Below are 26,415 nucleotides of genomic sequence, written 5' to 3'. Positions count from 1 at the left end.
ATTGGATTTTCCATATTTAATTTATATTGTGAACTTTAAATGAAGATTAGGTCACTCTCTTCCTTTTAACGTTTGCGGTGGATAAATTAGGGTATTGGTTGTATAGGCTTTATTTTTCTCAATACAGTTTTTTGCAATAAAATGATTACGCACAATACAACTGAATAATGGAGGTATGATTATGTTCACACGTCTTGACCAGATTATGATTGAAATTCCCGATGTGGACCGTCCCGATCCGAATGCGGCAGCTGCTGTACAGGAACTGCTGGGTGGTAAATTCGGGGAAATGTCGACTCTGAACAACTACCTGTTCCAGTCCTTTAACTTCCGTAACAAGACCAAGCTCAAGCCGTTCTACGATCTGGTAACGAGTATTACCGCCGAAGAACTGGGGCACGTCGAGCTGGTCGCTCACGGAATTAACAAGATTCAGGCCGGCTCCACTTCCTATAAGCAGCCGGATGACACACCTCTGGAGTCTGTCAAAAATGCAAGACTGAGCTATCCATACCTCGCCGGTGCCCAGGGCGCCATGCCGCGTGATTCCATGGGCAGACCGTGGACAGGTGACAATGTGTTCAACAGCGGTAATCTGGTGGAGGATCTGCTGCACAACTTTTTCTTGGAGTGCGGTGCCAGAACACATAAGATGAAAGTATATGAGATGACCGATCATCCGGCAGCCCGCGAAGTCGTCGGTTTCCTGCTCGTCCGCGGCGGTGTGCACGTCGTCGCTTATGCCAAAGCGTTGCAAATGGCAACCGGTGTCGACGTGACCAAACTCGTCCCTGTTCCTTCATTGAGCAATAAAGCATTCAATGAAGCACGTAAATACGAAGATAAAGGCGTCCATACCAAACTGTACACCCACAGCACCGAAGACTTCAAAGCGATCGACCAAATCTGGAAAGGAACCCACCCGGAAGACGGTCTGCCGCTGGAAGTTATTCACGGATTCCCGCAGGGTGTACCTGTTCCAGAGTATCCTGAGGTCGAAGAAGAGTTCGCGCCGGGTATCTCGCAAGAAGACTTTGCCGAGATTGCCAAACGCCTCAAAGCTAACGGAAACATCAAGTAAATCAAGGGATCTCCCCGCCTGCACCTTGACCGGTGCAGGCTTTTTTCATGCCTTATGGGCAGGGCTGCCAACCAATTTATTTATTAAATTTCGAACATACGGTTTAAAATAGTTATCAGTGGTTAATAAATAGACGACAAGAGATTATCGAATACACTTTCCAAACTAACTTACTTGCTTCACGGATATCCTAAGTTATTTTGAAAAAGTACTCGACTATCTTAAGAAAGATATTGACTTACTTAGGAGGAGAAAATTATGGGATTCATTTGGTCATTAATCGTAGGTGGTATTATTGGTTGGATCGCAGGTATGATCGTAGGCCGCGACATTCCGGGTGGTATCATTGGTAATATTATTGCAGGTTTCATCGGTGGTTGGTTAGGTAACATGCTGCTGGGTAACTGGGGTCCTGAGATCGGCGGATTCTATGTGATTCAATCGATTATCGGTGCAGTCGTACTGGTATTCATTGCAAGCATGATCTTCCGTTCGATGCGTCGTACACGCAGCTAACAACTGCCATACGTGATGAATAAATAAGCAATCAGGAACGTATATACTTCCTGCCAGAAAGCCCGCTCTTTGACAGAGCGGGCTTTTTTTGTTCTGTCTACTGTTATGGAATTAATCATATATTGCAGTAAAACAGAGCGTGCACCTTACATTTAACGATCCGAAATATCAATCGGAGCTGCAGGAAAAGGGTAATCAATATTTATGCAAATGACACAAAAAAGGATGGTGAATATGTACATTATCGATGACTTGATACAATGGTATTACAATGTACGCTGGATTGATTTGTTTGTATCCATCGTTATTTTGATTTTATTTTTGTTATTCCGCAAGTTGTTTACCCGGTACCTATTTGCCTTTTTAATCGGGCGCTTCAAGAACCATCCCGCTCTGATTCGCTGGGCTCAAGCCTTTGAAAAGCCTTTGCAGTATTTCTTTATACTGATCGGGACGTATGCGGCACTGCGTTACTTTATGCATGAACAGTGGAATTTTGTGATTGATATTAACCGGATCTATCGCAGTATCAGTGTGATCCTGCTGGGCTGGGGATTCTATAATGTATCTGCGGCTTCCTCCATCCTGCTGGAAGGTGTGGGCAAGAAGTTTGGACTGGATGCCACCAGTATGATTATTCCTTTCCTGTCCAAAGTGGTCCGATTTGTGGTTGTCGTGCTGGTAGTGACCAGTATTGGCGCGGAATGGGGATTCAGCATTAACGGCGTTGTCGCAGGAATGGGACTGGGTACGCTCGCTATCTCGCTGGCCGCCCAGGAGTCGCTCAGCAATATTATCGCCGGAATTGTCATTATTCTGGAGAAGCCTTTTTCCAAGGGAGACTGGATCTCTACACCGGACATCGAAGGCATCGTCGAAGATATTACGTTCCGCAGTTCCAAGATTCGCACCTTTACCGATGCGCTGGTGATTGTACCGAATTCCAAACTGGCCTCGTCGGCGATTACGAACGGCAGCCAGATGGGCAAACGTAAAATCTTTTTCAATATCAAGTTATCCCTGCAAACTCCGGGTGACCGGATCGAGCGGATTGTAGATCGGCTTACCGAGCATCTGGAAAATGATGAAGCGGTAGCTCCCGGTTCGGTTATGGTTAAATTTAACGAATTTTATGAGAGCAGCCTGGGAATCATGGTACAGTGCTTTACCAAGTCGCCTGCCTGGGGAGACAATCTGGAATACCGTCAAAAGCTGAACCTGTTCGTGATGCAGGTACTGCAGGAGGAAGAAGCCAAGCTGGCTTATCCGACTCACCGGGTACTGGTGCAGGAACCGGATGCCGAGAAGGCCTAAACTCCAGGATGAAAGTATAACGCGTTCATTTATGACCCTGCCTCTTGGCCAGCAGCATAAAAACAAGCAGCCTCTGACGTAATAGACAGAAGCTGCTTATTTTTATGAAAATTATGTTGTCGATTCCTTATCAAATAATGCTCGATTTCCTGTGATTCTACCTTCTACCGTTCCTGTAATCAGCGGGACAGCGGCAGCCACTCCAGTACACGCTGGATCTTGGTATCCCAGTAGCCCCACTCGTGCATCCCCGGCTCTTCTTCATACGTGAGCTCTATTCCGAGCTGGCGCACATGGTCCCGGAATCGGATATTATCGTCATACAGAAAGTCCTCTGTACCGCAGCACTGGTACAAGTACGGCAGCTTCGTCCCCGGCTCTGCAGCCGACAGCTGCCCGGCGAGATGGAACAGGTCATTGTTTGATCCCTGCAGCTCCTCCAGCGAACCGAAAATGCGTTTGATCTCGGTCGTATATTCTTCATCGCCCCGCTTGTACAGGGAGGTAATATCTGTCGCACCGGACAGACTTGCTGCCGCAGCATAGCGGTCTGGCAGGCTTATACCCAGCTTGAGCGCTCCATACCCACCCATGGACAGTCCGGCTACAAAACGGTCCTCACGGCGGTCAGAGACCTGGAAAAAGGATTCTGTGAGCCGCGGCAGCTCTTCGCTGACAAAAGTAAAGTATTTGCCGCCCTCCTTCATATCCGTATAAAAGCTGCGGTGTACATTAGGCATCACGATCGCCAGACCATAAGCAGCCGCATAACGCTCGATCGACGTCCGGCGCAGCCAGATCGTATGATCATCCGACAGACCGTGCAGCAGATACAATACCGGATGCCTGCCTCCAGTCGTATGACCTTCCATCCCTATCTGGCTGTGTGTCTCCTGCGGAATAATCACATTCATGGAAGTGGACAGTCCCAGTACTTCCGAATAAAAATTACATTGCATCAGTGCCATAATCCATTACCTCCCCGGAATAAAGTTATCTTTATTATCATACGTCTTTTTATTAATGAAAGCGATTTCTTATACAGACATAATAATGGACATGCTCCGGATCGGAACATGCCCTGATATGTAGTTCAACCCGTATGATATGGAAATAATTCCATCACAGCCCAATTTCTAATCTTTGTGGATATACTATTTCAAGACAGTACTGCTTCTATGTCGTCTCGGAACGTGCGTAATTATGATCCGTCCACCTTGTAGAGCAGATGACGGCTGCTGTTAAACCATTACCGATTAGCGTTTTCTGTAAGTCGTTATGCTTGTACTTGCTGCCATTTGAGCATTCAGCAGCTCTTGGAAACTCTGTCCACCAGTACTTGCACTGGACTTATCCGCTGTCATTGTGGCCTGCGGTCTGAATTGCTGGTGGTTGTAGGGGGTCGCTTGATATACGCTTAAGTTGATGTTCAAAACCTTCACGCTCCTTTATGATAGTGGTTTAAATTCCATTTATTTGCTAAGTAGGAATTGCCTTCCTAGTCGGTTCCTATTACTTCCTATGCTGATATCTTAGTTATTTAAGTTATACCCTCTATTCTTCCTATTGAAAACATAAAATAGTCACATTTTTCCTAGTATTTTATAAATGATTCAGCAGTCCTGGTTTCGCCAAAATCCCCCTAATATTACTTAGGATTAATTTTGTCATTATTTGACTATAACTAAACCCAAAGTACTATATATGTCGAAAAAACCGATCCCAGTAAGTCGATACTTATTTATTAAAAATTAAATTAACAGTATCAAAACTGCAACCTAATAGGAACAGGTCGCGTCTGTAGGAATAGGAAGGGCCAAAATAACAGTGTGAGAGGGGAATAGGAAATGGGAATACAGCCTAAATGGATGTCCCTTCTGGCCGCCTCGGTGCTGACGCTTGCAATAAGTGGACAGGTACTGGCAGCAGATGGCGAGTTTACGGATATCCGTAATGTGCAGGGACAGCAAAAGATCGAATCACTCAAAGATCGCGGATTTATCAGCGGGGTGACTGCTACCGAATTCAAACCGGATCAGACGCTGAATACAGCGCAGGGCATCCAGATGCTGGTCAATAGCTTCCAGCTCAGCCTGGCGCAGTTTACATTTATTAAAGCACCACAGGCAAGTGACTCCTATACCAAAGTAAAAGATGGCGTATGGTACTCGGATGCCTTTATTATTGCAGCTGTAAATGGAGTCGAAGTTCCTCGTTCGGTCGATCCTGCAGCGGATTTGACGCGTGAACAGTTCACCAACTATCTGATGCAATCGATGCAAAAAGCAGGCAATCTGCCGATGAACATTAATGAACTGGATGCCAAAGGAAACTTTGATCCGAAAGCCAAAATCACCCGTGCGGAAGCGGCTGTAATGATCTACAATGCGCTGGATTATCTGCAAAAGCATCCCGCATCGGCCCAGCCTGCAGCGGACAGCTCTGCTGATGAAGGTACTGCAGCCGATTCGATGGGTACACCAGCCAGTGAGGATACTGTTCAATAATAGGAACCGATGATACTCGTAACAAAAAGAACCCGCAAGCTGGCATGTTGCCGCTGCGGGTTCTTTTCTTTGCATAAGTTAATATATGTTGCTGTCGCTGCTGTTATTGTTACTTTGGCTTCTGACCCATCGTCCGTATTTGTGTATTGTTGATCGAATTGCAGTCCTGTTATATCGGGTTGCGATCTGCTGCTGTCAGGTTCTGATCGACAGCAGTACGGGTACTCTCCCACTCTTCACGCAGAATACCCATCCGGATCGAATCGTAATAGACTCCATTATACAGCCGGCATTTGCGAAGACGTGCTTCCATCGTCATGCCCAGCTTGTAACCGACGCCAATCATCCGCTCATTGCCCGACCAGGTCGTATAGCCGACCCGGACAAGCGGCAGCGTGGAGAACAGATGATTCATCCACATCCGGAGTGCCCGGGTACCATAGCCGCCGTTCCAATAGGATGGCACGAAGATGACAATGCCCATCTCCAGCCAAAGGGAAGCTTCATGTTCCCAGTAGTAAGTGACCAGTCCAACCAGCTCGCCATCTACCTCGATACCCCAGCGGCTCGGACTGCGCAGCATGCTCTCCTGCTGGCCTGTACAGAACTGCTCATAGGTGAGCGGAGTATGTTCGTAATACGGAGCATCCCACCTTTTCCATTCGGGAGCGGCTTCCCGAACACTGATCTCCCACAAGCGGTACATATCCCGCTTTTCCATCGGACGTATGCATACTTCCCCGTCTCTATACATAAGCAGCTCATCAGCTCCATTTACATGCGTATTCTACAAATATTGTCCAAACCAGCCGGCAATATGCTCCAGCCGCTGGATTCTCAGCTGCGGATGACCGCTGCGGGACAGATTATGATCGGCATCCGGGAAGCGAACGAGTCGGGTCACAGCTCCAATACGCTTGAGTCCGGTAAACCACTGTTCTGCCTGCTCCATCGGACAGCGCAAATCCTGTTCACCATGCAGTACCAGAATAGGCGTCTTCACATTCTCCACAAAAGCCAACGGGGAATGCTTCCACAACGTCTCCAGTCGCTGCCATGGCGTACTGCCAATCTGGTCCTCGGTAAAGTAAAACCCGATATCGCTCACCCCATAAAAGGAAACCCAGTTACAGATCGAGCGCTGGGTTACAGCGGCCTTGAAGCGGTCGGTATGACCGACAATCCAATTCGTCATAAAGCCGCCATAGCTGCCGCCGGTCACACCGAGCCGATCCGGATCGATCCAGTCGTAATGCTCCAGTACATAATCGGTCACTTCCATCAGATCGCGGTAATCCCCGCCGCCGTAATCGCCCCGGCAGGCGTTGACAAACTGCTGACCATAGCCGTGACTGCCGCGCGGATTGGCGAATATGACCGCGTATCCCTGCGAGGTCAGCAGCTGAAACTCATGCATAAACGTATATCCGTACATCATATGCGGTCCGCCGTGAATCTCCAGAATGGCCGGCACAGGGTTATCGGCATCGTATTCCCGGGCAGGCGGCATCAGCCATGCCTGCAGCGGCCGTCCATCGACCGAGGTCAGCTGAATCTCCTGCGGAACACTGAGCCGCAGCTGGGACAGCAGTTCATCATTCCAGTGAGTGAGCTGCCGCTCTTCCAGCTGGACGGTATCTCGGCAGAACAGTTCGCCCGGCTGCAGGCTGTCTGCTGCGACGAAGAGGATATGTTCATCCGTTGTCAGGGTAAAATAATGGACATTGCGCGGCCCATCCAACATCAGCTGATAACCGGAACCATCGGTCGCTGTTGCAATCAGCTGTACAGTACCCTGCTCGCTCATCAGCGTATAGATTTGCTGACCATCTCTGCTGTATACCGGTTCGACGGTCGAACCGACCCCGCTGTCGCCGACCAGATAATTACCAATCAACCGATCCGAATTCTGGCACAGACAGGAGATGCTGCCCTCCGGCAGAGACAACTGATACAACCGGGTCAGCGTCGCATTATGATACGATTGGTCACTCGCAATAAAAGCAATCTGCTGACCATCCGGTGACCAGGACAGGGAGATCATCTCGTATTCATTGTGCGTCCACCGGTGCAGATGATCCCCCTGAATATGAAGCGTATACAAATCGCTGCTTCGGACAAAGTCGGGATCGGCTTCATTATCGGATGGAATATGTGCTGTGAAAGCAATCCGGGTACTATCCGGCGCCCAGGCATAGCTGTGTACATCATATTCCCCTGTCGTAAGCCAGCGACCGGCACCATCCACCAGCGAATGCACATACAGATGCTTACGACGTCCCTGCCACAGTCCTTCGCCATCCCATTTGTATGTAATCCGATCGATAATAACGGCTTTTTTACTGGCAGCAGCTTGTTCAGATGTCTGATTCGTATCGCTGCCCTGTTGTGCTGCAGCTATCTTTTCCAGCTGATCTTCCTGTTCCCGCTCCGCCGACAGCAGCAGCCAGCTGCCATCCGGTGACCACCTGAAAGATTGGACTCCATGCTTCAGGTCGGTTGCCGGGTAGGCCTCGCCGCCGTCTGCCGGTATGATCCACACCTGGGTATGCTCATCCTTTTTACGTAAAAAAGCCAGCTGCTGTCCGCTTGGGGACCATGCCGGTGAATGATCCCGCTCACCTGCTGTGAATCGGCGATCTCCACTGCCATCCTGATGAATCATCCGCAGATGGGAATGGTAACCCTCACGGCTGTCATTAACCTGACGGCTTACATATACAATCGCCCCGCCGGATGGAGAGGCCTCCGGCTGTTCGATCCATTTTAGCCGGTAAAGATCTTCTGCCTGTACATTACGTTTGTCCTTCATCTGAATTGCCTCCCTTCCGGGTGCTGCTTGGAAGCTTAATCAACCTGTTTCTTCCATCTTCACCCATATATGCATAGTAGCCCAGCGAGTACTATTCTGCAATGTGACTACAAAAAACCGGAATAATCAGCCGGCAGGATACATGGATGCCAACAAATTATTCCGGGATTGGATATTAAATGAATACTTTGCGAATACGGATTTTGCGTTCTTTGGACAGATCGATAAATTGCGTATCTGTCTGGACCAAGGGGCGGAACATGTCGGTCTGGTTTGCCAGCACAATCATTCCATTTTCCCCGTTGTCCAGTTGGACTTTTTTGCCGACCAGATTGGGAGACATATGGTGAACCAGCGCCTGCACCGGCTTCTCATGCAGCTTGGAGAATCCGAGTTCATAGATATTCTGCAAAATGGTGACCAGCCCCTGTTTACTGCCGTCGCTGCTCGCCGAGGTCATATTCACAAATACATCCGCTACCGATACGATACGGGTATAATCATGAATGCCATTTTTGTAAAGGCGCTGCGGGTAGCCTGTGCCATCATTACGCTCATGATGCTGCAGAGCGACGAGCGCTGTCGTTTTGTCATTCAGCGATTCCATAATGAGATCATAACCGTACTGGGTATGCTTTTTAAGCTCTTTGCGCTCGGATTCGTTCATGCTCTCGCGGTCGGAACGGATAATGGAAGGCAGACGGCTTTTGCCGATATCATGCAGATAGCCCGCTCGGCTGATCCGGTAGCTCTCCTCTTCGGAGTAACCAAGCCAGTCAGCAATGTAATAGCTGAGCAGACCCACTTTGAGTGAGTGGCTGTAAATATGATCATCTTCGGCTTCCAGCATCAATAGCAGTGAGACGATATCATTTTTGCCATTCAGATCAAGCAGCAGCGGCTCCATCAGCTGGTCTGCCAGCTCGGCACTGAATTTGCTTTTAGTCAGCGCTTCCAGAAAGATCGACTGATACGTTTGCAATGATTGTTCGACACTCTGTTTGAGCCGGGCTGGGAGTCCGATCAGATCCTGCTGCAGATCGAATTCCGGAAGTGATGCGCTTCCCTGCGAGGAAGAGGCATCCACATAGTCGAGCTGATGACGCGTAAGCAGTGTGATATCTTCTTCAGTCAGTTGTGTTCCTTCTTTTAATAAGGGAACGCCCTGGCGGTTGAATGCATCCGCAAGCAGCTTATCTCCCTGCTTGAGATCGGTGATATGGATTAACAATAGTACCCCTCCGTTTATGTATACCTGCCTGGTCCATCTAATCTGGTAATGCTGCATTATGTATAGCAGATATTCGTTAAATATATTAGTTATCGGCAAACGAAGAGGCAGACTGTATAGAGCTTAGTACTTAATAATTGGGCTGCTGTCTGCATATTTGTGTAGACCACAGTTTTTTTGAAACCAGAAAGGTAAAATGAACTTTGCTGAGTCTGCCGTCTGCCGTTGCTAACGCCTACTTCTGCACAATGAAGCTTCAGCAATACGCAGACAGTAAAGAAGCGAAACGGATGATCCGCTTCGCTTCTGCTGCTTGTTCATTTATCCGATTACTCGGCTCTTACTGATCCTGTTGTTCAGGAACGGTAGAAACGGACGGAGAACCATCGATGGCATATATCAATCTCCAATCAGCTTTATCCGCTTGTCACGATCAGGATCTTCGACCAGATTGATCTGGCGATTGAAGATAATGGTCGTGCGATCATGCTTTTTGTAGTCTCCCCATGGGATCTCCATCGTGGCCGGTGTCGTCGTATGGGCAAAGGTAATCCAGGCTTTTTGCATTTGCACCGCCAGATTGTTGGTCAGCTCATCCGGCTCAATCCCGATATGTCTCAACAGCGGCAGATTGTTGAATACAAAAGCAATCTCGGCGGCATGGGTAGCCGTTCCGAGCCAGGAATGTCCGGGCTGATTCCAGTCAAATCGGTACATCCACACCGGACCATGATTAATCTGCGCCTGCGCATACCGGACAGCTGAACGCCAGAAGAACAGATCAGTCATAATCTGTGCCTGTCCTTGCACCGTCATCGGGTACTGCTCCAATAGATGTTCTCCGTTCAACCCCGTCATCATTTCCAGTGCCCCACTGATCTGTTCACGTGACAGCAGCTGGGAAGACTGATTAATAAACAGTGAACCTTCATCCTGATTAGTGCCGACAATAAGTGCGATATTTTTGGCTGCACCATTCTCAATCGCTACGACTGGTTCCACCGGCAGCGTCTGCGGATGAATCACCGGCTGGAACATCAATGCCAGCATATTTTCCCGGCCGGAATTACGCAGCCGATCCGCTGCCTGCAGCAGCTCTTCCGTCGTAGCTGAATACAGCACCGACAGATCCTCCGGACTGCCGCCCAGCTCCCGCAGGTAAGCATCCGCGATCCGTTTGCCCATTTCCGGCGGCATCACCTGGGAAGCGCCGCTTTGCATAATGGCTGCACGGAACAGCCCTTTGGCTGCCGGCATAGCCAGCAGTGCCGCGATACTCATCGCACCGGCCGATTCACCAAATATGGTTACCTTTTCCGGGTCGCCGCCAAAGGCAGCAATATTGTTGCGTACCCATTCCAGCGCGGCAATCTGATCCAGCAAGCCCAGATTGGCTGCATGCGCATTGCCATAGGAAGACAGATCAAGGAAACCAAGTGGTCCCAGACGATAATTAATGGTAACGACAATCATGTCCCCATTGACCGCAAGGGAAGTACCATCGTAGATCGGCAGGCTTCCTGCTCCGGTAACAAAGGCTCCGCCATGAAGCCAGACCATTACTGGACGGTTCTCGGTAGATTTGTCGGATGCCCAAATGTTCAGATACAGACAATCCTCTGACTGTACCGGACGTGCATTGGATGCGCCAAACATACTGTCCAGCTCATTACCGGGCTGCGGACAGACCGGTCCGAACCGGGTCGCTTCCCGTACACCTTCCCATGGCTTCGGTGGACGAGGCATATGAAACCGCAGATCTCCAACCGGAGGCTCGGCATACGGGATTCCTCTCCACACTACTGCACCATTTTCCCGTATACCCTGCACTTCTCCATATTGAGTACGAATTTGAGTCGTTTCCATTGCCAATCTCCATCCTTCCATCTGCTGTGATCGGTACGGCGGGAATCCTTTGCTGCCCCGATTCTCCTCCATGTACCCTGCTTGTTACGATAAAATCATTAGGTATACGAAATACCCCTCTCTCTTCATTAAACAGAACCGGCCATTCTGCCACAATATTCGGCAAAACGAGCGGTTCATCCGGATGCCGATTTCCGCCCTGAAGACTGATGAATAGGTACAGTTCCCATTTCGGCAAATACGGGATTGACATGATATACTAAAAACATATAGTACTCTAAAGGAGGCTTGTATGATGATCACGAGGAAGGCACGACCAGAGGATGGAGCGTTTGTCGTTCCCTTGATTTATGCAGCGATCGGTGATATTGCCTTTGTACTGACCGGTACAGAAGACACAGATCAGGCAATGACCGTGATAGAGCAGCTGTTCCGCAATACAGGGAACCGGCTCAGCCATGAGAATGTCATCGTCACCGAGCAGGAAGGCCAGGTGGCCGGTTTTGTCCTTTCCTATCACGGACAGGATATCGCCCGGCTGGATGCGCCGATTATTCAGCGCCTGCAGCAGCTCGGTCAGTCTGCGGAAGATGTGATTCCGGAAGCGCACCCGGATGAATATTATCTGGATTCGATCGCAGTTCATCCTTCTTTTCAGGGACAAGGAATTGGCTCGCAACTGATCGCCAGTTTCGAACAACTGGCTGAAGAGCAGGGACATGCCCGGCTGCTGCTGATTGTGGATGTGGATAATATCAAAGCCAGATCCCTTTATGAACGGCTCAGTTATACAGAGGATGGCATGATCCATATCCGCGGGCATGCCTACCACCGGATGGTCAAGCTGCTGCCGGTCACCCAGCAACCGAACAAGTAGACCGCGGCGAAATTTTGCTTTCTGATCCATTCTGTTCACTTCTTCACATTTTACGTATCTCCATATGTATGATCGGCCGGACACTCGGGGTGCCCGGCTGTTTGCTGTTTAATGATCGACCGTTACGTTTAACCATTCTGTAGAAAGAATATAGGAGAACTGTCTCTAGTCTTATATAATACGCTGCATTTTATACTACTTTTAACGGGAGGCTGACACATGAATGCACCATCCTGGAAAGAATCCGTTATTTATCAGATCTATCCGCAGAGCTTCAAAGACAGCAATGGTGACGGTTGGGGAGATTTGCAAGGAATTATCTCCAAAGTGGAGTATCTCGTCAAACTCGGAGTCGATATCGTGTGGCTCGGTCCGATTTGTGACTCGTCAATGGTTGATAACGGCTACGATATCAGGGACTATCAAAAGATTCATCCCCGCTACGGTACGATGGAAGACTTTGACCAGCTGCTCGCCAAACTTCATGAAAACGGCATCAAACTGATTATGGATCTGGTTATTAATCATACCTCGGATGAACATCCCTGGTTCCAGCAGGCCAAAAGCTCCAAGGACAGTCCTTACCGGGATTACTACATATGGAAAGATCCGGGACCGGATGGCCAGGAGCCCAACAACTGGATGTCTTTCCTGAATGAACCGGCATGGACGTATGATGAGCAGAGCGGACAATATTATCTGCATCTGTTTGACCGCAAACAGCCCGACCTGAATTGGGAAAACGAAAGTATGCGCCAGGAATTGTATACCATGATCCGCTGGTGGCTGGACAAAGGCATCGATGGATTCCGTCTGGATGCGATCAATATGATCTCCAAGGATCCGGCACTGCCCGATGCAGCACCGGATGCACCTCACCCACCGGGACAGGAATTTTACAAAAACGGACCGCGGATTCATGAATTCCTGCAGGAACTGCATGAGCAGACGATCTCCCGTTATCCGGATGTAATCACCCTCGGGGAAGCACCATCGGTCACGATGGATGAAGTTGTACGCTATACGGACCCGCAGCGGCGCGAGATGGATATGGTGCTTGCCATGGATCTGATCCGGATCGGCAAAGATCCCAAGGACCCTTGGGGGTCGCGGGAATGGTCCATCCTTGAACTGAAGAAATCGGTCAGTCAATGGTATGAAGGCGTGTTTGGCAAAGGCGGCTATGTACTGTATCTGAGCACCCATGATCATCCGCGAATTATGCCGGATCTGATTGGTTCCGGGGAACACGAGACGGCCGCAGCCAAGCTGCTTGCGACCTTTATCCATACGGTTCCGGGTACGCCGTTGATCTATCAGGGCGAAGAGCTCGGTCTGTGCAACACCACCTATGACCGGATCGAAGATTACCGGGATACCGGTACAATCACCTATTATGAACATGCGCTGCAGGAAGGGATATCTCCCGAGCAGGCGCTTGCCAATATTCATCGCCGCAGTCGTGATGGTGCACGCTCTCCGATTCCATGGGATGACAGCAATGCCTATGCAGGCTTTAGTGCAGGAAAACCATGGATTGACCTGCCTCCTGCCGAACAGCTGGAAGGCAAGCGTGTCAGCGATCAGGAGAATCATCCGGATTCGGTATTCTACTACTACCGCCAGCTGATTCAAATGCGCAATCAGAATCCGATCATGTCCCAAGGATCTTTTACCCTGCTGCTGCCGGAGCATGAAGAGATTTTTGCTTTTACAAGAGAATGGGAAAACGAGAAATGGCTGGTTGTTCTGAACTTTGCCGACCATGAAGTGGAGATTGACTGGAGTGGCGAAGGATTGGAGTGGGCCGATCATATGATCAAGCTGCATGGCAACTATACCAAGTTCTCCCGCCCGGTCGACCGGGAAGATGAGCATACGATGGCAGAACTGCAACGGCTGCGTCCGTATGAGGCTCTCATTTACCGGATGTAAGGTAGTTTGCCGGACAATATCCATATTTATATACCTAACAGCATTTATATGCCAAAAAGCTCTGCCGCACACCTCCTGTTACATCTATAGGGGTGATACGGCAGAGCTTCTTGATATGGTGCAACAGCAGCAGGACCTGCCAAATGCCGATTATATATGTACTCCGGTTGTATCTGCCAGAACTTCCGACCGGTGCACCGGGCTGCTCCGTTCCTGCTTTATAGCCCGCTTATAACATCTTGGACATCTGGTAGTCGGTAATGACATAACCGGCTTTCTGATACACATGCAGTGCTCGCTGATTATGACCGAATACATGCAGTCCAATTCGTACGGCGCCCTGCTGGATCGCCGCTTCATCCAGTGCCTTCATCGTCTGCTGCCCATAACCCTGATTCTGGTGCTCATCATAGATCAGGATATCGTAAACAAAGGCATACTTGCCTTTTGGCGTATCGGTAATATTCATCCAGGCATGCCCCACAGACTGCTGCCGCGCTGTCTCAAATATGCTGTAAATAAAAGCGCCGGCCGTATCCCGTCCATCCGGCAAATATTTACGGAACGACTCGGCTGAACGATCCATGGCTTCCTCTTCGGTCCACTCTCCGGCAGCCACTTTCTCCGCCGCATAATCCTTCGTGGACAATCGATAGAATTCTGTGTATTGTTGGTCGTCCATCGGAATTAATTCGATCATCTTCCTATCTCCTGACTGCGTTGGTATTTGGTTTCCCTTCTATTTTACCTGCTTAGGCGACCAGCGTCGAATGTACCGCATTACAGAACAGTATGGAAAGGATGGCAGTACAAGAACCGATCTATTTCTGACAAAGACCGGTCACTGGTCCTGCAGATGAATTACAGATCTTCCATCGGTTCGCTGGTCATGCGCTTCTCCAGCATACGCTGCTGGAAGTCGCTGATATCCGCATAATCTTCGGCAAATTTGCGGGAGATGCGGATATAGATCGGCAGCAGCTCCCGGTAAATGGCCGCATGTTCCTTATACGGCTTGTGCTCATAGGTGGTGCCGATCATCTTGGACACTTCGTCCAGCGAGTCGATCCGCTTCAACGCATACAGACCGAGCACGGCTGCACCCAGGCAGGAGCTTTCGATACTTTCCGGTACGACTACCCGCTGGTCGAAAATATCCGCCATCATCTGGCGCCACAGCTCGGAACGGGCAAATCCGCCGGTTGCATGGATTTTCTGCGGTACGCCGATCTGTTCTTCCACAGCCAGCATCACCGTATACAGATTGAACAGCACACCTTCCAGAGCTGCACGGATCATATGCTCTTTTTTGTGATGAAGGGCAAGACCAAAAAAGGACCCTCGTGCATCCGGGTTCCACAGTGGTGCTCGCTCACCGGACAGATACGGGTGGAACAGCAGCCCATCCGCACCGGGACGCACTTTCTCGGCAATCCGTGTTAATACGTCATATGCACTCAGACCCAGACGCTTGGCTGTCTCCACTTCGGAAGCGGCGAACTCATCACGAATCCAGCGGAAAATAATGCCTCCGTTATTGACCGGACCGCCAATCACCCACTTGTCCTCGGTCAGTGCATAACAGAAAAAGCGGCCTTTGGGATCGGTCACAGGCTTGTCGGTTACGGTGCGGATCGCGCCGCTTGTACCGATCGTAACCGCGACAACGCCCGGATCAATCGCTCCGACTCCCAGATTGGACAGTACGCCATCACTGGCGCCGAGCACGAACGGCACCGCCGCATGCAGTCCCATCTCTGTCGCATACGTCTCATTCAATCCGTTCATCACATGCGTGGTCGGAACCAGCTTAGACAGGTGATCACGGGTAATCCCTGCTGTGGACAGTGCTTCCTCATCCCAGTCGAGCTCATGCAGGTTCATCAGCCCAGTAGCCGAAGCCATCGAATGATCGGCCACATATTCATCGAACAGCTTCATAAAGACATATTCCTTGATCGAAATGTATTTGTGTGCGGCACTGGCAATCTCGTGATGTTCCCGGGTGATCCACATAATCTTGGTCAGCGGGGACATCGGATGGATCGGCGTACCGGTGCGCATATAGAGTTCATGACCTTTTTTCTCATTCTTTAACTGTCTGAAATAAGGGGCGCTGCGGTTATCCGCCCAGGTCATGCACTGGGTGAGCGGCTTGCCGTCCTTGTCGACGACCAGCATGCTGTGCATGGCGGAGCTGAACGAGACGAACAGAATATCTTCAGGCGCTCTGCCGCTCTTGTCCATCGCCTGGCGGATAGAGTCAATGACAGCACGGAACAACTGATCCGGGTCCTGCTCGGCCACTGACGGTACAGGTGTATGCAGAGGATATTCTACGGCTCCCTGTGCGACGATTTTTCCTGATTCTTCAAATAGAACTGCTTTGGTGCTGGTTGTTCCGATATCCACACCGATCATAAATTTTGCTTCGCTCATATCGTCTACCTACTTTCCGTCATAATTTCATGGTTTTTATTGCATATTCGGTTCCTGTATCTGAATAACTGCTTCTCTATACCATTATATTCAATATAAAAATGATAATAAACGCGACCAGCGACAGGATCGTCTCCATCACTGTCCAGGACTTCAGCGTCTGCGGTACGGACATATTGAAGAACTCCTTGACCATCCAGAACCCGGCATCGTTCACATGAGACAGAATCAGTGATCCTGCACCGGTCGCCAGCACGACCAGCTCCACATTGGCACCCGGCGTCAGAGCCAGCACAGGTGCGACAATACCTGCTGCCGTCGTCATGGCTACGGTAGCCGAACCAGTGGCTACACGAATCAGGGCAGCGACCAGATAGGCAAAGACCACTACATTGACATGAGCCGCGGTCGCTACGCTCGCAATCGCCTCCCCTACACCACTGTCGATCAGTACTTGCTTGAACGCACCGCCCCCGCCGATAATCAGAATAATCGAAGCCGTCGGTGCAAGACAGTCACTGGTGAACTTGGAGATCTCCTCCTTGCTGAATCCCTGGGCAAATCCGAGCGAGAAAAAAGCAAATACGGTCGCGATAAACATGGCGACAACCTCGTTACCGATAAACCGGAAAAACAGAGCCATTCCGCTGTTGCTCTCCGGCGTCACAATCTCGACAATCGAACCGGTCAGCATCAGAATGACCGGCATCAGAATCGTCAGCATGGTCAGACCGAATCCTGGCAAGGATCGCTCCGCCTGATCCGGACGGTGCGAGGTGAACTGCTCGGATAATCCCTGCGGAGGATGCACTACGATCCGGCTGCCGATATATGTACCGAACAACGGGCCGGCAATGATCGCTGTTGGAACACCGACGATCAAAGCATACATGATGGTCATGCCGATATTAGCACCAAAGGCATCAATTGCAATCATCGGTGCCGGATGCGGCGGCAGCAGACCATGTACGGTCGACAATCCGGCCAGCATCGGGATACCTACTTTGAGCAGCGATATATTGGTCTTGCGGATCACGGTGAACAGGATCGGAATGAGCAAAATAATGCCCACTTCAAAAAAGACAGGCATCCCTACGATCAGACCAACGATCAGCATCGCCCAAGGTACCCTTTTCTCCCCAAACCGGTCAATCATCGTCGTAGCGATCTGTTCCGCTCCGCCTGATTCGGCCATCATCTTGCCGAGCATCGTACCCAGCCCGATGACGATCGCAATGGAACCGAGCGTACCGCCCAGCCCACTCTGCACGGAATCGACCACATCCAGCGGGTTCATCCCGATGATCAGGCCAAGAAACAGCGACGCCATCAGCAGAACGACAAAGGGGTTCCATTTAAACTTGGCAATCATTACGATCAAAATGACAATAGCCACCAGCGCCCAGATTAGCAGAGTGGCTTCATGACTGAGTCCAAAAAGAGAATACATTTCTGTCTTCCTCCTGTCTCTTCATTTTCTCTGTTCTGGCGAGCTGTATGGCTGTGCAACATGGTACCTCCTTGACAGCATGTCTATTCCGCCAGACGTTATCCTGCCCAAATCCCGCTTATTGCAGCATGAATGAATCTTTTTCTTATTAACCTGTTTGCGATAATTTTCAAACGATACACTGCCTGTATGCGTTTATTTGTGCGTAATCCTGCTTTACGCCGAACAGGCCTTTTCCATACACTGGAGTGTACAGAAAAGACCTGCCATTATTCATTCACTTAGGAGTGACCATTCATCTGGCCCTGTGTGATCTGTGCAATATTAAAGGTATGATGGGCCAATCCATCACTGAGTCCTCGCCAGCTGGCCAATAGTACCGAACACTGCATATGCTCAAAAATGGTATTCAGGATCATCGTGCCGGCGACAATGATGTCGGCACGGTCTGGAGCCAGGTCAAATTTGCGGATACGCTCTTCCAAATCCAGCTCGGCCAGTGCATCCGCATAGAAACGGATCGTATCCGCTTCGATAGGAAAAGGATCACCAGCTGGCTTAAGCTGATGCTTACGCTCCCTTTCCATTCGCGCCAGCGCCCGAATGCCGCCGCCCAGACCAATCAGCGGCAAACCGGTATGCGTCGCTGTCCATGGATAATCCTGCAGCTGACAGCTAATCTTCTCCGCCAGCCGCTGCCTGGCCGGTTCATTCCAGGTATCCTGGCCACCGTTTTGCATCGTCATATTGACCGCTCCGCAGGGCAATGATGTGCTGTGCAGCAGCTCTTCCTGCTTGAAATATGAAATCTCCGTACTTCCGCCTCCAATATCCACAATAAATCCTTCATCGATATGAGCAGGCAGTGAACGGGTTACCCCGAGAAATCCATAATAAGCTTCTTCTTCCCCAGAAAGCACTTGTACGGCAATGCCGGTCTCCTGCTCCCATCTGACGATAATGTCTTCCATATTGGTCGATTGACGGACAGCTGCTGTAGCAACTGCCCGGATCTGTGCAGCTCGGTTCGCCTTGCAGATCGTCTTGAATTTATGCAGAATCGGAATCACCGTCCAGATATCCTGCTCGCTCATGTTACCATACTCATCCCTGCGTACACCAAGACGCACCGTTTCCTTGGCCTTGTGGACCATGCGGCTGGTACGATCATTACCCGCCTCATAGATAATCAGACGGATGGAGTTCGAACCTATATCAATGACTCCGAGCCGGTTACGATTATCGCTCATTGTGTCCTCGCCATGCACGCATCCTTGGTTGTAATCATCGTCATCAACGAGTTCCTCCTTCGGTAAAGTCATTATTCACGTTTACGGGTTGGTTATGATTTTAACAGGAACAGTCCGTGATTTCCACAACCAATGCACCAGACATGGGTATCCGTCTCCCCGGCATGGCAAAAAGCCGCCCGATTATGGGCGGCTCTGCCTGGATCAGCCGGTTGGTTCAATATCAAATTCCGGGTCGCCACTCTTGATAAGCACTTTCATTGTGTCCTGCTTCGTATCGACAAAAATGTAGCGGTCTGTATCAATATCTTTGGCCTGCCATTCCTTGAGACGGATAATAAAGCCGATATTCGTCTCATCCGGAGCGATCAGAATATTTGCAATTGCGCGTCCGTTTTCTACCCGCTCGAAATCTACCTGACGGTGACCGAGTACGGATCCCCATACCCAGAGATTCCAGCCGCGGTAATCCTGATTCGGACGCTCGTATTCTACTTCGATGCTGCGCGGTACATACGGCATCACTTCCACGAACCACTGGGCAGTCGCTTTGCCGCAGGTTACCGTGATCTTGGTCTTGCCTGGATAGATGCCGCGCACCACACCATCCTTGTTCACCCGTGCTACCCGCTTATCGCTGGAATTCCAGGTCAGCTTGGGACGGGCGATAGGGCGTCCATACTGGTCAAGCACGTCTGCCTTCAGACGCATTCTTTTGCCGATATAGACCTGATGCTCGCCCTGCAGGTTCACCATATGCGGTACCAGTGTCTCCACATGCAGCAACAGACAGCTCTCCACATTGCCGCAGGATACGCAGATCGTACTGGAACCTTCACTCTGGGCTTTCATTTGTCCGTCGGAGCGAACCGAGACCACCTCTTCGTTGGAGGACTGATAGCGTACACGTTCAGCCGTATAGATTCTTCCACGCTGATCCCGCGGCACGACTCTCAGGTGCAGCTTCTCTCCCGGTTCCATAATGCTAGGGGTATACTCCCATTCCAGGCTCGCCGGAATCGGCTTGTACTCATCTTCTTCATCGAACAGGACCATCATGGATAATGGAGCTACCGCCACTTCTCCACCGAGTACCGAAGCGAGCGGATAAACGCCTGCTTCACGGTCATTTACAACTACCTGCCATTGACGGCTGAACTGCGGCAGGGTGACTTTCTGTTCGGTCGTCGCCGAATTGTAAATAACGATAATGTGACGCCATTTGTCGCCATGTGCATACTCGCCCAGCTGGAAAGCAACAATCTGGTGATCGCTGCGCAGTACGCGCAGATGCTTCTCGACGTCTTTACGGTCACTCATACGGAACGCCGGATGGCTCATCCTCAGCTGGATTAACCCTTTATAATAATCGAATACCTGACGGAAACGCTGTTTGTTGCTCCAGCGGATCGCATTGATAGCATCCGGACTGCGATAGCTGTTATGATCGCCGTACTTGCTGCGCAGCAGTTCATCGCCTGCATGAATAAAAGGAATGCCCTGGCTCGTCAGCACAATGCCGTTAGCCAGAATCGAGCGGCGTACCCATTCATGAGCCAGCACATCATTGGGATCAACATATTTGTAAGGATTTGCCTGTTCCACAGCTTCCGCAACATCGCGTCCATCCGGCAGCCGGCCGTTGTCCATATGCAAGAAGGACAGCTTTTCCTCCGCACCGCTCACCCGTACAATTTTATCCCACAAATTCAGATTGTCATGGGCTGTCACATAGTTGATACTTTCACTGGGATGATCGGTAAAGTCGCCAATGGAGCCATAGATGCCCTTTACCAGATCGCCTTCCTTGCCAAATTCGCCGGTAGCAAATCCGCGGGTCTCGTCATCACTGCCACCCTTGATCGCACTGCGGAAATTATCATTGAATAAAGCGAAACCCTTGCCGCGCTGGGCACCTTTGAGCGTCTGCTGAGGCAGCGGTGACCAGCCGCCTGTCCATGGCTCTCCATAGATCAGGATGCAGGGATCAATATCGCGACGCAGTTCCTGGGTCAGCTGGGTGACGGTCTCGGTATCGATCAGACCCATCAGGTCAAAGCGGAAGCCGTCCAGATGGTACTCGTTCGCCCAGTAACGGAGCGAATCTTTAATATACTTGCGCACCATTGGACGCTCGGTGGCAATCTCATTGCCTACGCCGGAGCCGTTGGTGAGCTGTCCGCGCTCATCCGTCCGGTAGAAATAACCCGGAATCAGACGGTCAAACGGACCATCATCGACGGAAAATGTATGGTTGTACACAACATCCAGCACGACACGCATCCCTTCGCCATGCAGCGCCTGTACAACTTTTTTGAATTCACGAATACGGGATGTTGGATCCCATGGATCTGTGGAATAAGCACCTTCCGGCACATTATAATGCTGTGGGTCATAACCCCAGTTGTATTTGGCCTGCTCTGAATCGGGATCATCCACTGTCAGTTCGTTAACCGTCTGAAAATCTGCGATCGGCAGCAGATGGACATGGGTTACACCCAGCTCACGCAGATGGTCAATCCCGATACTGTTGCCATATTCATCGCATAAGCCGGTCTCGGTAAAAGCAAGGAATTTGCCTTTATGCTGTATCGGTGCGTCCTTGTCTACCGAGAAATCCCGCACATGCAGTTCGTAGATCACCGCATCGGTCAGACTGGCCATCGGCGGACGAATATCATTTTCCCAGCCTTCCGGATCTGTGCTGCGCAGGTCCACAACAGCCGTACGCTGGCCGTTCGGCGAGACAGCACGAGCATATGGATCAACTGCATATTCCACACTGCCATCCGGAAACTCCGCCCGGTACATATAATATTTGCCGGCCAGATCGCCTTCGTGATCGAGTACCCATACACCGCCTTCTTCCGATTGCATCGGAATCTCCAGGCCACCGGTATGATCATGCACCAGACCTTCGTGATCATATTCGCCGGGTTCATCGTACAATGCCACACTTACTTGCACCGCATCCGGTGTCCACACCTTGAAAATGCTATGCTGCGGCGTATATTGAATGCCCAAATCATCTATATCATAAAAATAGTCAGTCGCAATATCCATATTACGGGTTAACGAGTGATTCATTTTATCCAGCATATTATTCACCACCATTTGAATAGACTTGTTTTTCTTTTACGGTTTCCTTACGACTCAGGCGCCTCTTTTATTTCTCTATCGGTTCATTAACCCATACGGCAAATTTATTCCTCTATTTTATATATCCTAATAGATTCCATAATTATTCATCGGAAATTTTGTCGAATTCTTGAAGGTTCTGTAAAACTTTAGTCCTATAAAACCGACTTAGATTCTAGAAAATAAGGAATACAGCTCTAAGTGCAAACGTTGGCACGGAAAAAGGAAGCTTATTTGTGTTCTTTCCTGTTTCCTGTTTCCTGTTTATCAGGTTATTATTTGAACTATTATTACCGCAAATTACCTAGTTTGAATAAAAAAATACAATTTTAGTTGAATTAAAAAAAGCAGCCATAAATCACTCTTCATTGGATCCCGCGTTCATACTGCCAAACGCTAAACAAATAATATAGTAAACCTTGCCTGTTGTTTGAACAACTTGGCAGCTTTCGCTTATTATGGAACTCTATGGATTACTATTCGTATAACCAGCTATATCCGTAGATCAAGGAGGTGTTCCTATGTATAGACTGATAAAGGTTGGGAAATGGATCGTATTGACTCCGTTTATTTTGCTGGCAGGTGCTCTCAACCTAGACGATTATGTATTATTTTCAAGAGATATTCTGCACGGTAAGCAGCAGCATGAAGGCCAAGCGATGTATAATCAGATTGAGAAAATTCGCAGTTAATACGCTGCAGCTGCATAACTTACTTCGATTTGCAGGTAGACATACAACAATACCTTTTGCCAGATCGTGATACTTCCCGCTTACCTACGCTACATACAAAACAGCCTGCTCCCCTCGAAGGAACAGGCTGTTTTGCTATAAGGACAGCAATATTGGCTTGTACGCCCGCTTCTCAAAAGAAGCCGATTAAGCAGTTAAACGTCCAGTCGTTTGCCTAAAATAGCCAGGTGACGCTCTACGCCATCCAAAATCGCTACGCGAGGCAGATGACCCCAGTCTTCAAAGCCGAACTTGCGCAACAGATTCAAGCTTGGATCATTATGAGCAAATACGAATCCCAGCAGCGTATGAATATGCAGCGATGGCGCCTGCTCGATCGCATAGCTGACCAGCTTGCTGCCGATACCTTTTCCATGAAAATCATGATGCACATATACGCTCAGCTCTACTGTTCCATTATAGGCCGGACGGCCGTAAAAGGTCTGAAGGCTCGCCCAGCCTGCAATCTGTCCGTCCTGCCACAATACCCAGAGTGGACGGCGCTCCGGCACATGCTCGTCAAACCAGGCCTGACGGCTCTCCACGGTCACCGGCTCTGTATCGGCAGTTGCCAGACGACCCGGAATGGAAGCATTGTAAATCTCCACAATCGGCTGCAGGTCCTCCTGCCGGGCAATTTGGATCTCATAGGAAACAGCTTTGTTCAAGGGTATCACTCCTGCACTATATTTTTATATACGATACCACCTGAACGCCGATTCGTCTATCCACTCCTGCTGTATCCGGAATTAACGGATAAATGTATTTTTGACACGTACGGAACGTGTGAAATACATATTCCAAGCCAGCGTCAATACCGCACCCCAGATCATGGAAGCGACCATGGTCGATGTAGGCGGCACGACGAAAAAGGCAATAACGGCAAAAGCCAGGCTGAGAATCAGATACATTCTGGCGATTCTCGGGAACGACTTTCTGCGGGTATACAGCATCACCATCATCAGGATCAAAAGGACAAACTGGATGATCGAGACCACAAGCTCATAGACCGACAAGGACTGCAGATTATCCCCGTACATGGACATCACCGAGCGAACTTCCGCAGGAAGCGCGTCTTCGTTGGCTGCCAAAAACAGCATCGCTATGTATGTAGGGATGGAGATAAGCGCAATAAACAGGCTCCAGTATATATAGATCTGAAACACGGTCAACCAGCCACCCAGCCCGACCAGCGGAGGACGGGAACCTGGAGGACCCGGAGGCTGTGGTGCACCATGGGGCGGACGTTCACGTTCATGGTCATTCGGATTAGGCGGATAATTATTATTCATTTTTTCGTACCTTCTTTTCTCTAAAAATTAGCATCAGTCCATGACGCCGGAACAACATTCTTATTCAGTCTACCACAGGTTCCGGGAGAATCACATTTTAAGTCTCCGTCTGCAAAAGGTACATATGACCTTATTTACAGCAGCAGCGATCATGCTGCCGCTGCCAACACATCCTATTTGGCATGAGCGGCAGGCAGCAGGCCATCCTTGCCGATTCACAGCCCGACCTGCTGCTCACTCCATGTCCACAGCCGTTCGGCTTCCTGCTGGTCTTCCGCTTTTTGACGCAATGGATGCAGCTGCTTGCGATAATAGTAAGCGCCTGACTTGCCTTCTACCGATTCATCGTCTGCCAGAAAAATCGCGGTCTCCGCTCCCTGCTCGGGTGTCTGGAAAAAGGGCATATGGGCGACCGAAGCGAGAATGCGCTTGCCGAATCCAGTCTCCCGGTCGACTCCGATGCTGGTTGCTACGGCTCCGGGATGCAGGCTGTTCACCGTGACGGATGTGCCTTCCAGCCGCTGGGCGAGGATGCGGGTAAAGTAAATATTCGCCAGCTTGGACTGGGCATATGCTTTGACCACATTGTACCCGCTGTGCAGGTGAGGATCGTCCCAGTGAATTTTGCCCAGCTTGTAGGCGCCGGAGCTGACAACGACGATACGGGCAGCTTCAGCCTTGTGCAGGCTGTCCAGCAGCAGATTGGTCAGCAGGAAATGCCCCAGATGATTCACACCGATACTCATTTCAAAACCGTCGGACGTCTCCTTGCGCTTCAGGTTGACAACGCCTGCATTGTTGAGCAGCACATCTAGGTGATCGTAACGTTGATTGAATTCCTTTGCAAAGCTGCAAATCTTCTCCAGTGAGCCCAGATCGCATTTCATCAGGGTCAGCTTGTTCGATCCGCTCTCCTGACTTGCCTGCTCCAGTGCTTTCTGACCGCGCTCTTCATTACGGCAGCCCATAATCACTTCGTGTCCGCGCCGGGCCAGTTCAATCGTCGATGCGAGGCCCATGCCCGAATTGGCGCCGGTGATGAATATTCGTTTGGTATTCATGGTGTTCCTCCTGTTGGGTTTATTCTTTTAAATAAACGCCGGGGGAGTTTTTCACTCAACCAAAGGTGTGATGGATCCAAGGATAATTGCATCGGTACTTTTTATGGCTCATAAGTACTCTTGGTGGGCTTAGCGTTCTTAAATACTCCTAAGTGCTCTTAGTACCCTTAGTGTTCTTGGTAACTGTAGTGCTTGTGATCTTCTTATTGCTTGGGGTTGTTCTTTTTTCATGTTGTTTTGATAGATTGGAGAAAGTAGGTACTTACCGCTCCGTAAAAGGATCGTACTTCTACTCTCTGTTAAGATCAGCTATCTTGAAAGACTGCCTTCAGCAGTCGATAGCCGATCTTAAAGGAGAGCTTCAGTACGATTCCTTTTCCTGCGCTTGGTGAATCTAGTTTTTGCATTGTGAAAAGATTGGAAAGATTGAAAAGCTTTAAGAATTTCGAAGCTCTAAGTAGGTAAGGCGCTTTTAGTGCTTTTATATTTTCATTAATCTCTTTGAATGTTCCTTGATTTTGCTTCATGCTAATTAATTTTCTTTAGCACTTTAATAATTTTTAATTCTCCTTGTGGTTTCTTCATCATCCTTATTACTCTTTAGTCTTTTAATGTACGTAACCCTTCTGGATGTCCAAGGAACTTGGGGTGATAGAAATTATTGATCGGCGCTCACAGTATGTATTTTTTAAGGAATAATTTTGTGATAAACAGTCCGTAATCATTGGGAATAGGGCGTAATAAAGAAAAATAAAATATACATGCACAAATAATCCCAAACACCGGGCTGCTAGAATTGGCAGGTGGCGGCAAACTTTCTTGATCTGAATACGGCGAAATCGCTGGATGCAGGGTTTGTTTAATTGGAAAGTTGGCTGGATTTTGGGGGATTATTGTGCTTTTGGGTTGGTGGAT

Annotated in this window: 21 protein-coding genes; 7 read left to right on the top strand and 14 right to left on the bottom strand. The window is 49.6% G+C overall.

Annotation, left to right across the window (positions count from 1 at the left end):
* Positions 1-181: 181 nt before the first annotated feature.
* The 3 genes from M1D61_RS05985 to M1D61_RS05975 all read left to right on the top strand — a co-directional run bounded on the left by M1D61_RS05985 (position 182) and on the right by M1D61_RS05975 (position 2,911).
* A complete protein-coding gene (locus tag M1D61_RS05985) occupies positions 182-1,081 on the top strand; it encodes a manganese catalase family protein (protein WP_458121546.1) in 900 nt (299 codons plus the stop codon).
* A 258-nt stretch (positions 1,082-1,339) separates the two neighbouring features.
* Positions 1,340-1,597 (top strand): GlsB/YeaQ/YmgE family stress response membrane protein, encoded by a 258-nt coding sequence (locus M1D61_RS05980; protein WP_046213461.1) that lies wholly within the window; start codon positions 1,340-1,342, stop codon positions 1,595-1,597.
* Between the two features lie 234 nt (positions 1,598-1,831).
* Complete coding sequence (locus tag M1D61_RS05975; protein ID WP_458121545.1) at positions 1,832-2,911, top strand: mechanosensitive ion channel family protein; 1,080 nt, start codon at positions 1,832-1,834, stop codon at positions 2,909-2,911.
* A gap of 179 nt (positions 2,912-3,090) precedes the next feature.
* On the opposite strand, the gene M1D61_RS05970 is transcribed toward M1D61_RS05975, so the two are convergent.
* Entirely contained in the window at positions 3,091-3,879 is a 789-nt protein-coding gene (locus M1D61_RS05970) for an alpha/beta hydrolase (protein ID WP_458121544.1), read from the bottom strand.
* 879 nt (positions 3,880-4,758) lie between these two features.
* Between M1D61_RS05970 and M1D61_RS05965 the strand changes: the two genes are divergently transcribed.
* The gene (locus tag M1D61_RS05965) at positions 4,759-5,418 is read left to right on the top strand and encodes an S-layer homology domain-containing protein (RefSeq protein ID WP_458121543.1); all 660 of its coding nucleotides are present in this window, start codon (positions 4,759-4,761) and stop codon (positions 5,416-5,418) included.
* Between the two features lie 169 nt (positions 5,419-5,587).
* On the opposite strand, the gene M1D61_RS05960 is transcribed toward M1D61_RS05965, so the two are convergent.
* The 4 genes from M1D61_RS05960 to M1D61_RS05945 form a co-directional block, all read right to left on the bottom strand.
* A complete protein-coding gene (locus M1D61_RS05960) occupies positions 5,588-6,172 on the bottom strand; it encodes a GNAT family N-acetyltransferase (protein WP_458121542.1) in 585 nt (194 codons plus the stop codon).
* Positions 6,173-6,205: 33 nt separating this feature from the next.
* Positions 6,206-8,230: a S9 family peptidase gene (locus M1D61_RS05955; RefSeq protein WP_458121541.1), complete on the bottom strand. Its 2,025-nt coding sequence runs from the start codon at positions 8,228-8,230 to the stop codon at positions 6,206-6,208.
* Between the two features lie 175 nt (positions 8,231-8,405).
* Complete coding sequence (locus M1D61_RS05950; protein WP_458121540.1) at positions 8,406-9,461, bottom strand: HD-GYP domain-containing protein; 1,056 nt, start codon at positions 9,459-9,461, stop codon at positions 8,406-8,408.
* Positions 9,462-9,860: 399 nt separating this feature from the next.
* Entirely contained in the window at positions 9,861-11,327 is a 1,467-nt protein-coding gene (locus M1D61_RS05945; protein ID WP_458121539.1) for a carboxylesterase/lipase family protein, read from the bottom strand.
* Positions 11,328-11,619: 292 nt separating this feature from the next.
* Here M1D61_RS05945 and M1D61_RS05940 point away from each other — a divergent pair, with 292 nt between their 5' ends.
* Both M1D61_RS05940 and M1D61_RS05935 read left to right on the top strand, forming a co-directional pair.
* A complete protein-coding gene (locus M1D61_RS05940) occupies positions 11,620-12,204 on the top strand; it encodes an N-acetyltransferase family protein (protein ID WP_458121538.1) in 585 nt (194 codons plus the stop codon).
* A gap of 219 nt (positions 12,205-12,423) precedes the next feature.
* Entirely contained in the window at positions 12,424-14,139 is a 1,716-nt protein-coding gene (locus M1D61_RS05935; protein WP_458121537.1) for a glycoside hydrolase family 13 protein, read from the top strand.
* 229 nt (positions 14,140-14,368) lie between these two features.
* Here M1D61_RS05935 and M1D61_RS05930 read toward each other — a convergent pair whose 3' ends face one another.
* From M1D61_RS05930 to pulA, 5 genes are all read right to left on the bottom strand, one after another.
* Entirely contained in the window at positions 14,369-14,839 is a 471-nt protein-coding gene (locus tag M1D61_RS05930) for a GNAT family N-acetyltransferase (RefSeq protein WP_458121536.1), read from the bottom strand.
* 161 nt (positions 14,840-15,000) lie between these two features.
* Positions 15,001-16,578 (bottom strand): gluconokinase, encoded by a 1,578-nt coding sequence (gene gntK / locus M1D61_RS05925; protein WP_458121535.1) that lies wholly within the window; start codon positions 16,576-16,578, stop codon positions 15,001-15,003.
* Between the two features lie 76 nt (positions 16,579-16,654).
* Positions 16,655-18,028 carry a GntP family permease gene (locus M1D61_RS05920; protein WP_458121534.1) on the bottom strand — a complete coding sequence of 458 codons (1,374 nt, stop codon included), beginning with the start codon at positions 18,026-18,028 and terminating at the stop codon, positions 16,655-16,657.
* 281 nt (positions 18,029-18,309) lie between these two features.
* Positions 18,310-19,278 carry a Ppx/GppA phosphatase family protein gene (locus M1D61_RS05915; RefSeq protein WP_458121533.1) on the bottom strand — a complete coding sequence of 323 codons (969 nt, stop codon included), beginning with the start codon at positions 19,276-19,278 and terminating at the stop codon, positions 18,310-18,312.
* Positions 19,279-19,482: 204 nt separating this feature from the next.
* Positions 19,483-22,377 carry a type I pullulanase gene (gene pulA, locus M1D61_RS05910; RefSeq protein WP_458121532.1) on the bottom strand — a complete coding sequence of 965 codons (2,895 nt, stop codon included), beginning with the start codon at positions 22,375-22,377 and terminating at the stop codon, positions 19,483-19,485.
* A gap of 560 nt (positions 22,378-22,937) precedes the next feature.
* On the opposite strand from pulA, the gene M1D61_RS05905 reads away from it, so the two are divergent.
* A complete protein-coding gene (locus M1D61_RS05905) occupies positions 22,938-23,108 on the top strand; it encodes a hypothetical protein (protein WP_458121531.1) in 171 nt (56 codons plus the stop codon).
* 194 nt (positions 23,109-23,302) lie between these two features.
* Here M1D61_RS05905 and M1D61_RS05900 read toward each other — a convergent pair whose 3' ends face one another.
* The 4 genes from M1D61_RS05900 to M1D61_RS05885 form a co-directional block, all read right to left on the bottom strand.
* Positions 23,303-23,815, bottom strand: coding sequence for an N-acetyltransferase family protein (locus M1D61_RS05900; RefSeq protein ID WP_458121530.1), 513 nt, complete (start codon positions 23,813-23,815; stop codon positions 23,303-23,305).
* Between the two features lie 81 nt (positions 23,816-23,896).
* Positions 23,897-24,439, bottom strand: coding sequence for a DUF2569 family protein (locus M1D61_RS05895; protein ID WP_046213447.1), 543 nt, complete (start codon positions 24,437-24,439; stop codon positions 23,897-23,899).
* Positions 24,440-24,654: 215 nt separating this feature from the next.
* Positions 24,655-25,500 carry an SDR family oxidoreductase gene (locus tag M1D61_RS05890; RefSeq protein WP_458121529.1) on the bottom strand — a complete coding sequence of 282 codons (846 nt, stop codon included), beginning with the start codon at positions 25,498-25,500 and terminating at the stop codon, positions 24,655-24,657.
* 305 nt (positions 25,501-25,805) lie between these two features.
* A complete protein-coding gene (locus M1D61_RS05885) occupies positions 25,806-26,027 on the bottom strand; it encodes a hypothetical protein (RefSeq protein ID WP_458121528.1) in 222 nt (73 codons plus the stop codon).
* Between the last annotated feature and the right edge of the window lie 388 nt (positions 26,028-26,415).

This window comes from Paenibacillus sp. Z6-24 (assembly GCF_054161335.1).
This window is presented reverse-complemented; position numbering and strand designations above follow the sequence as displayed.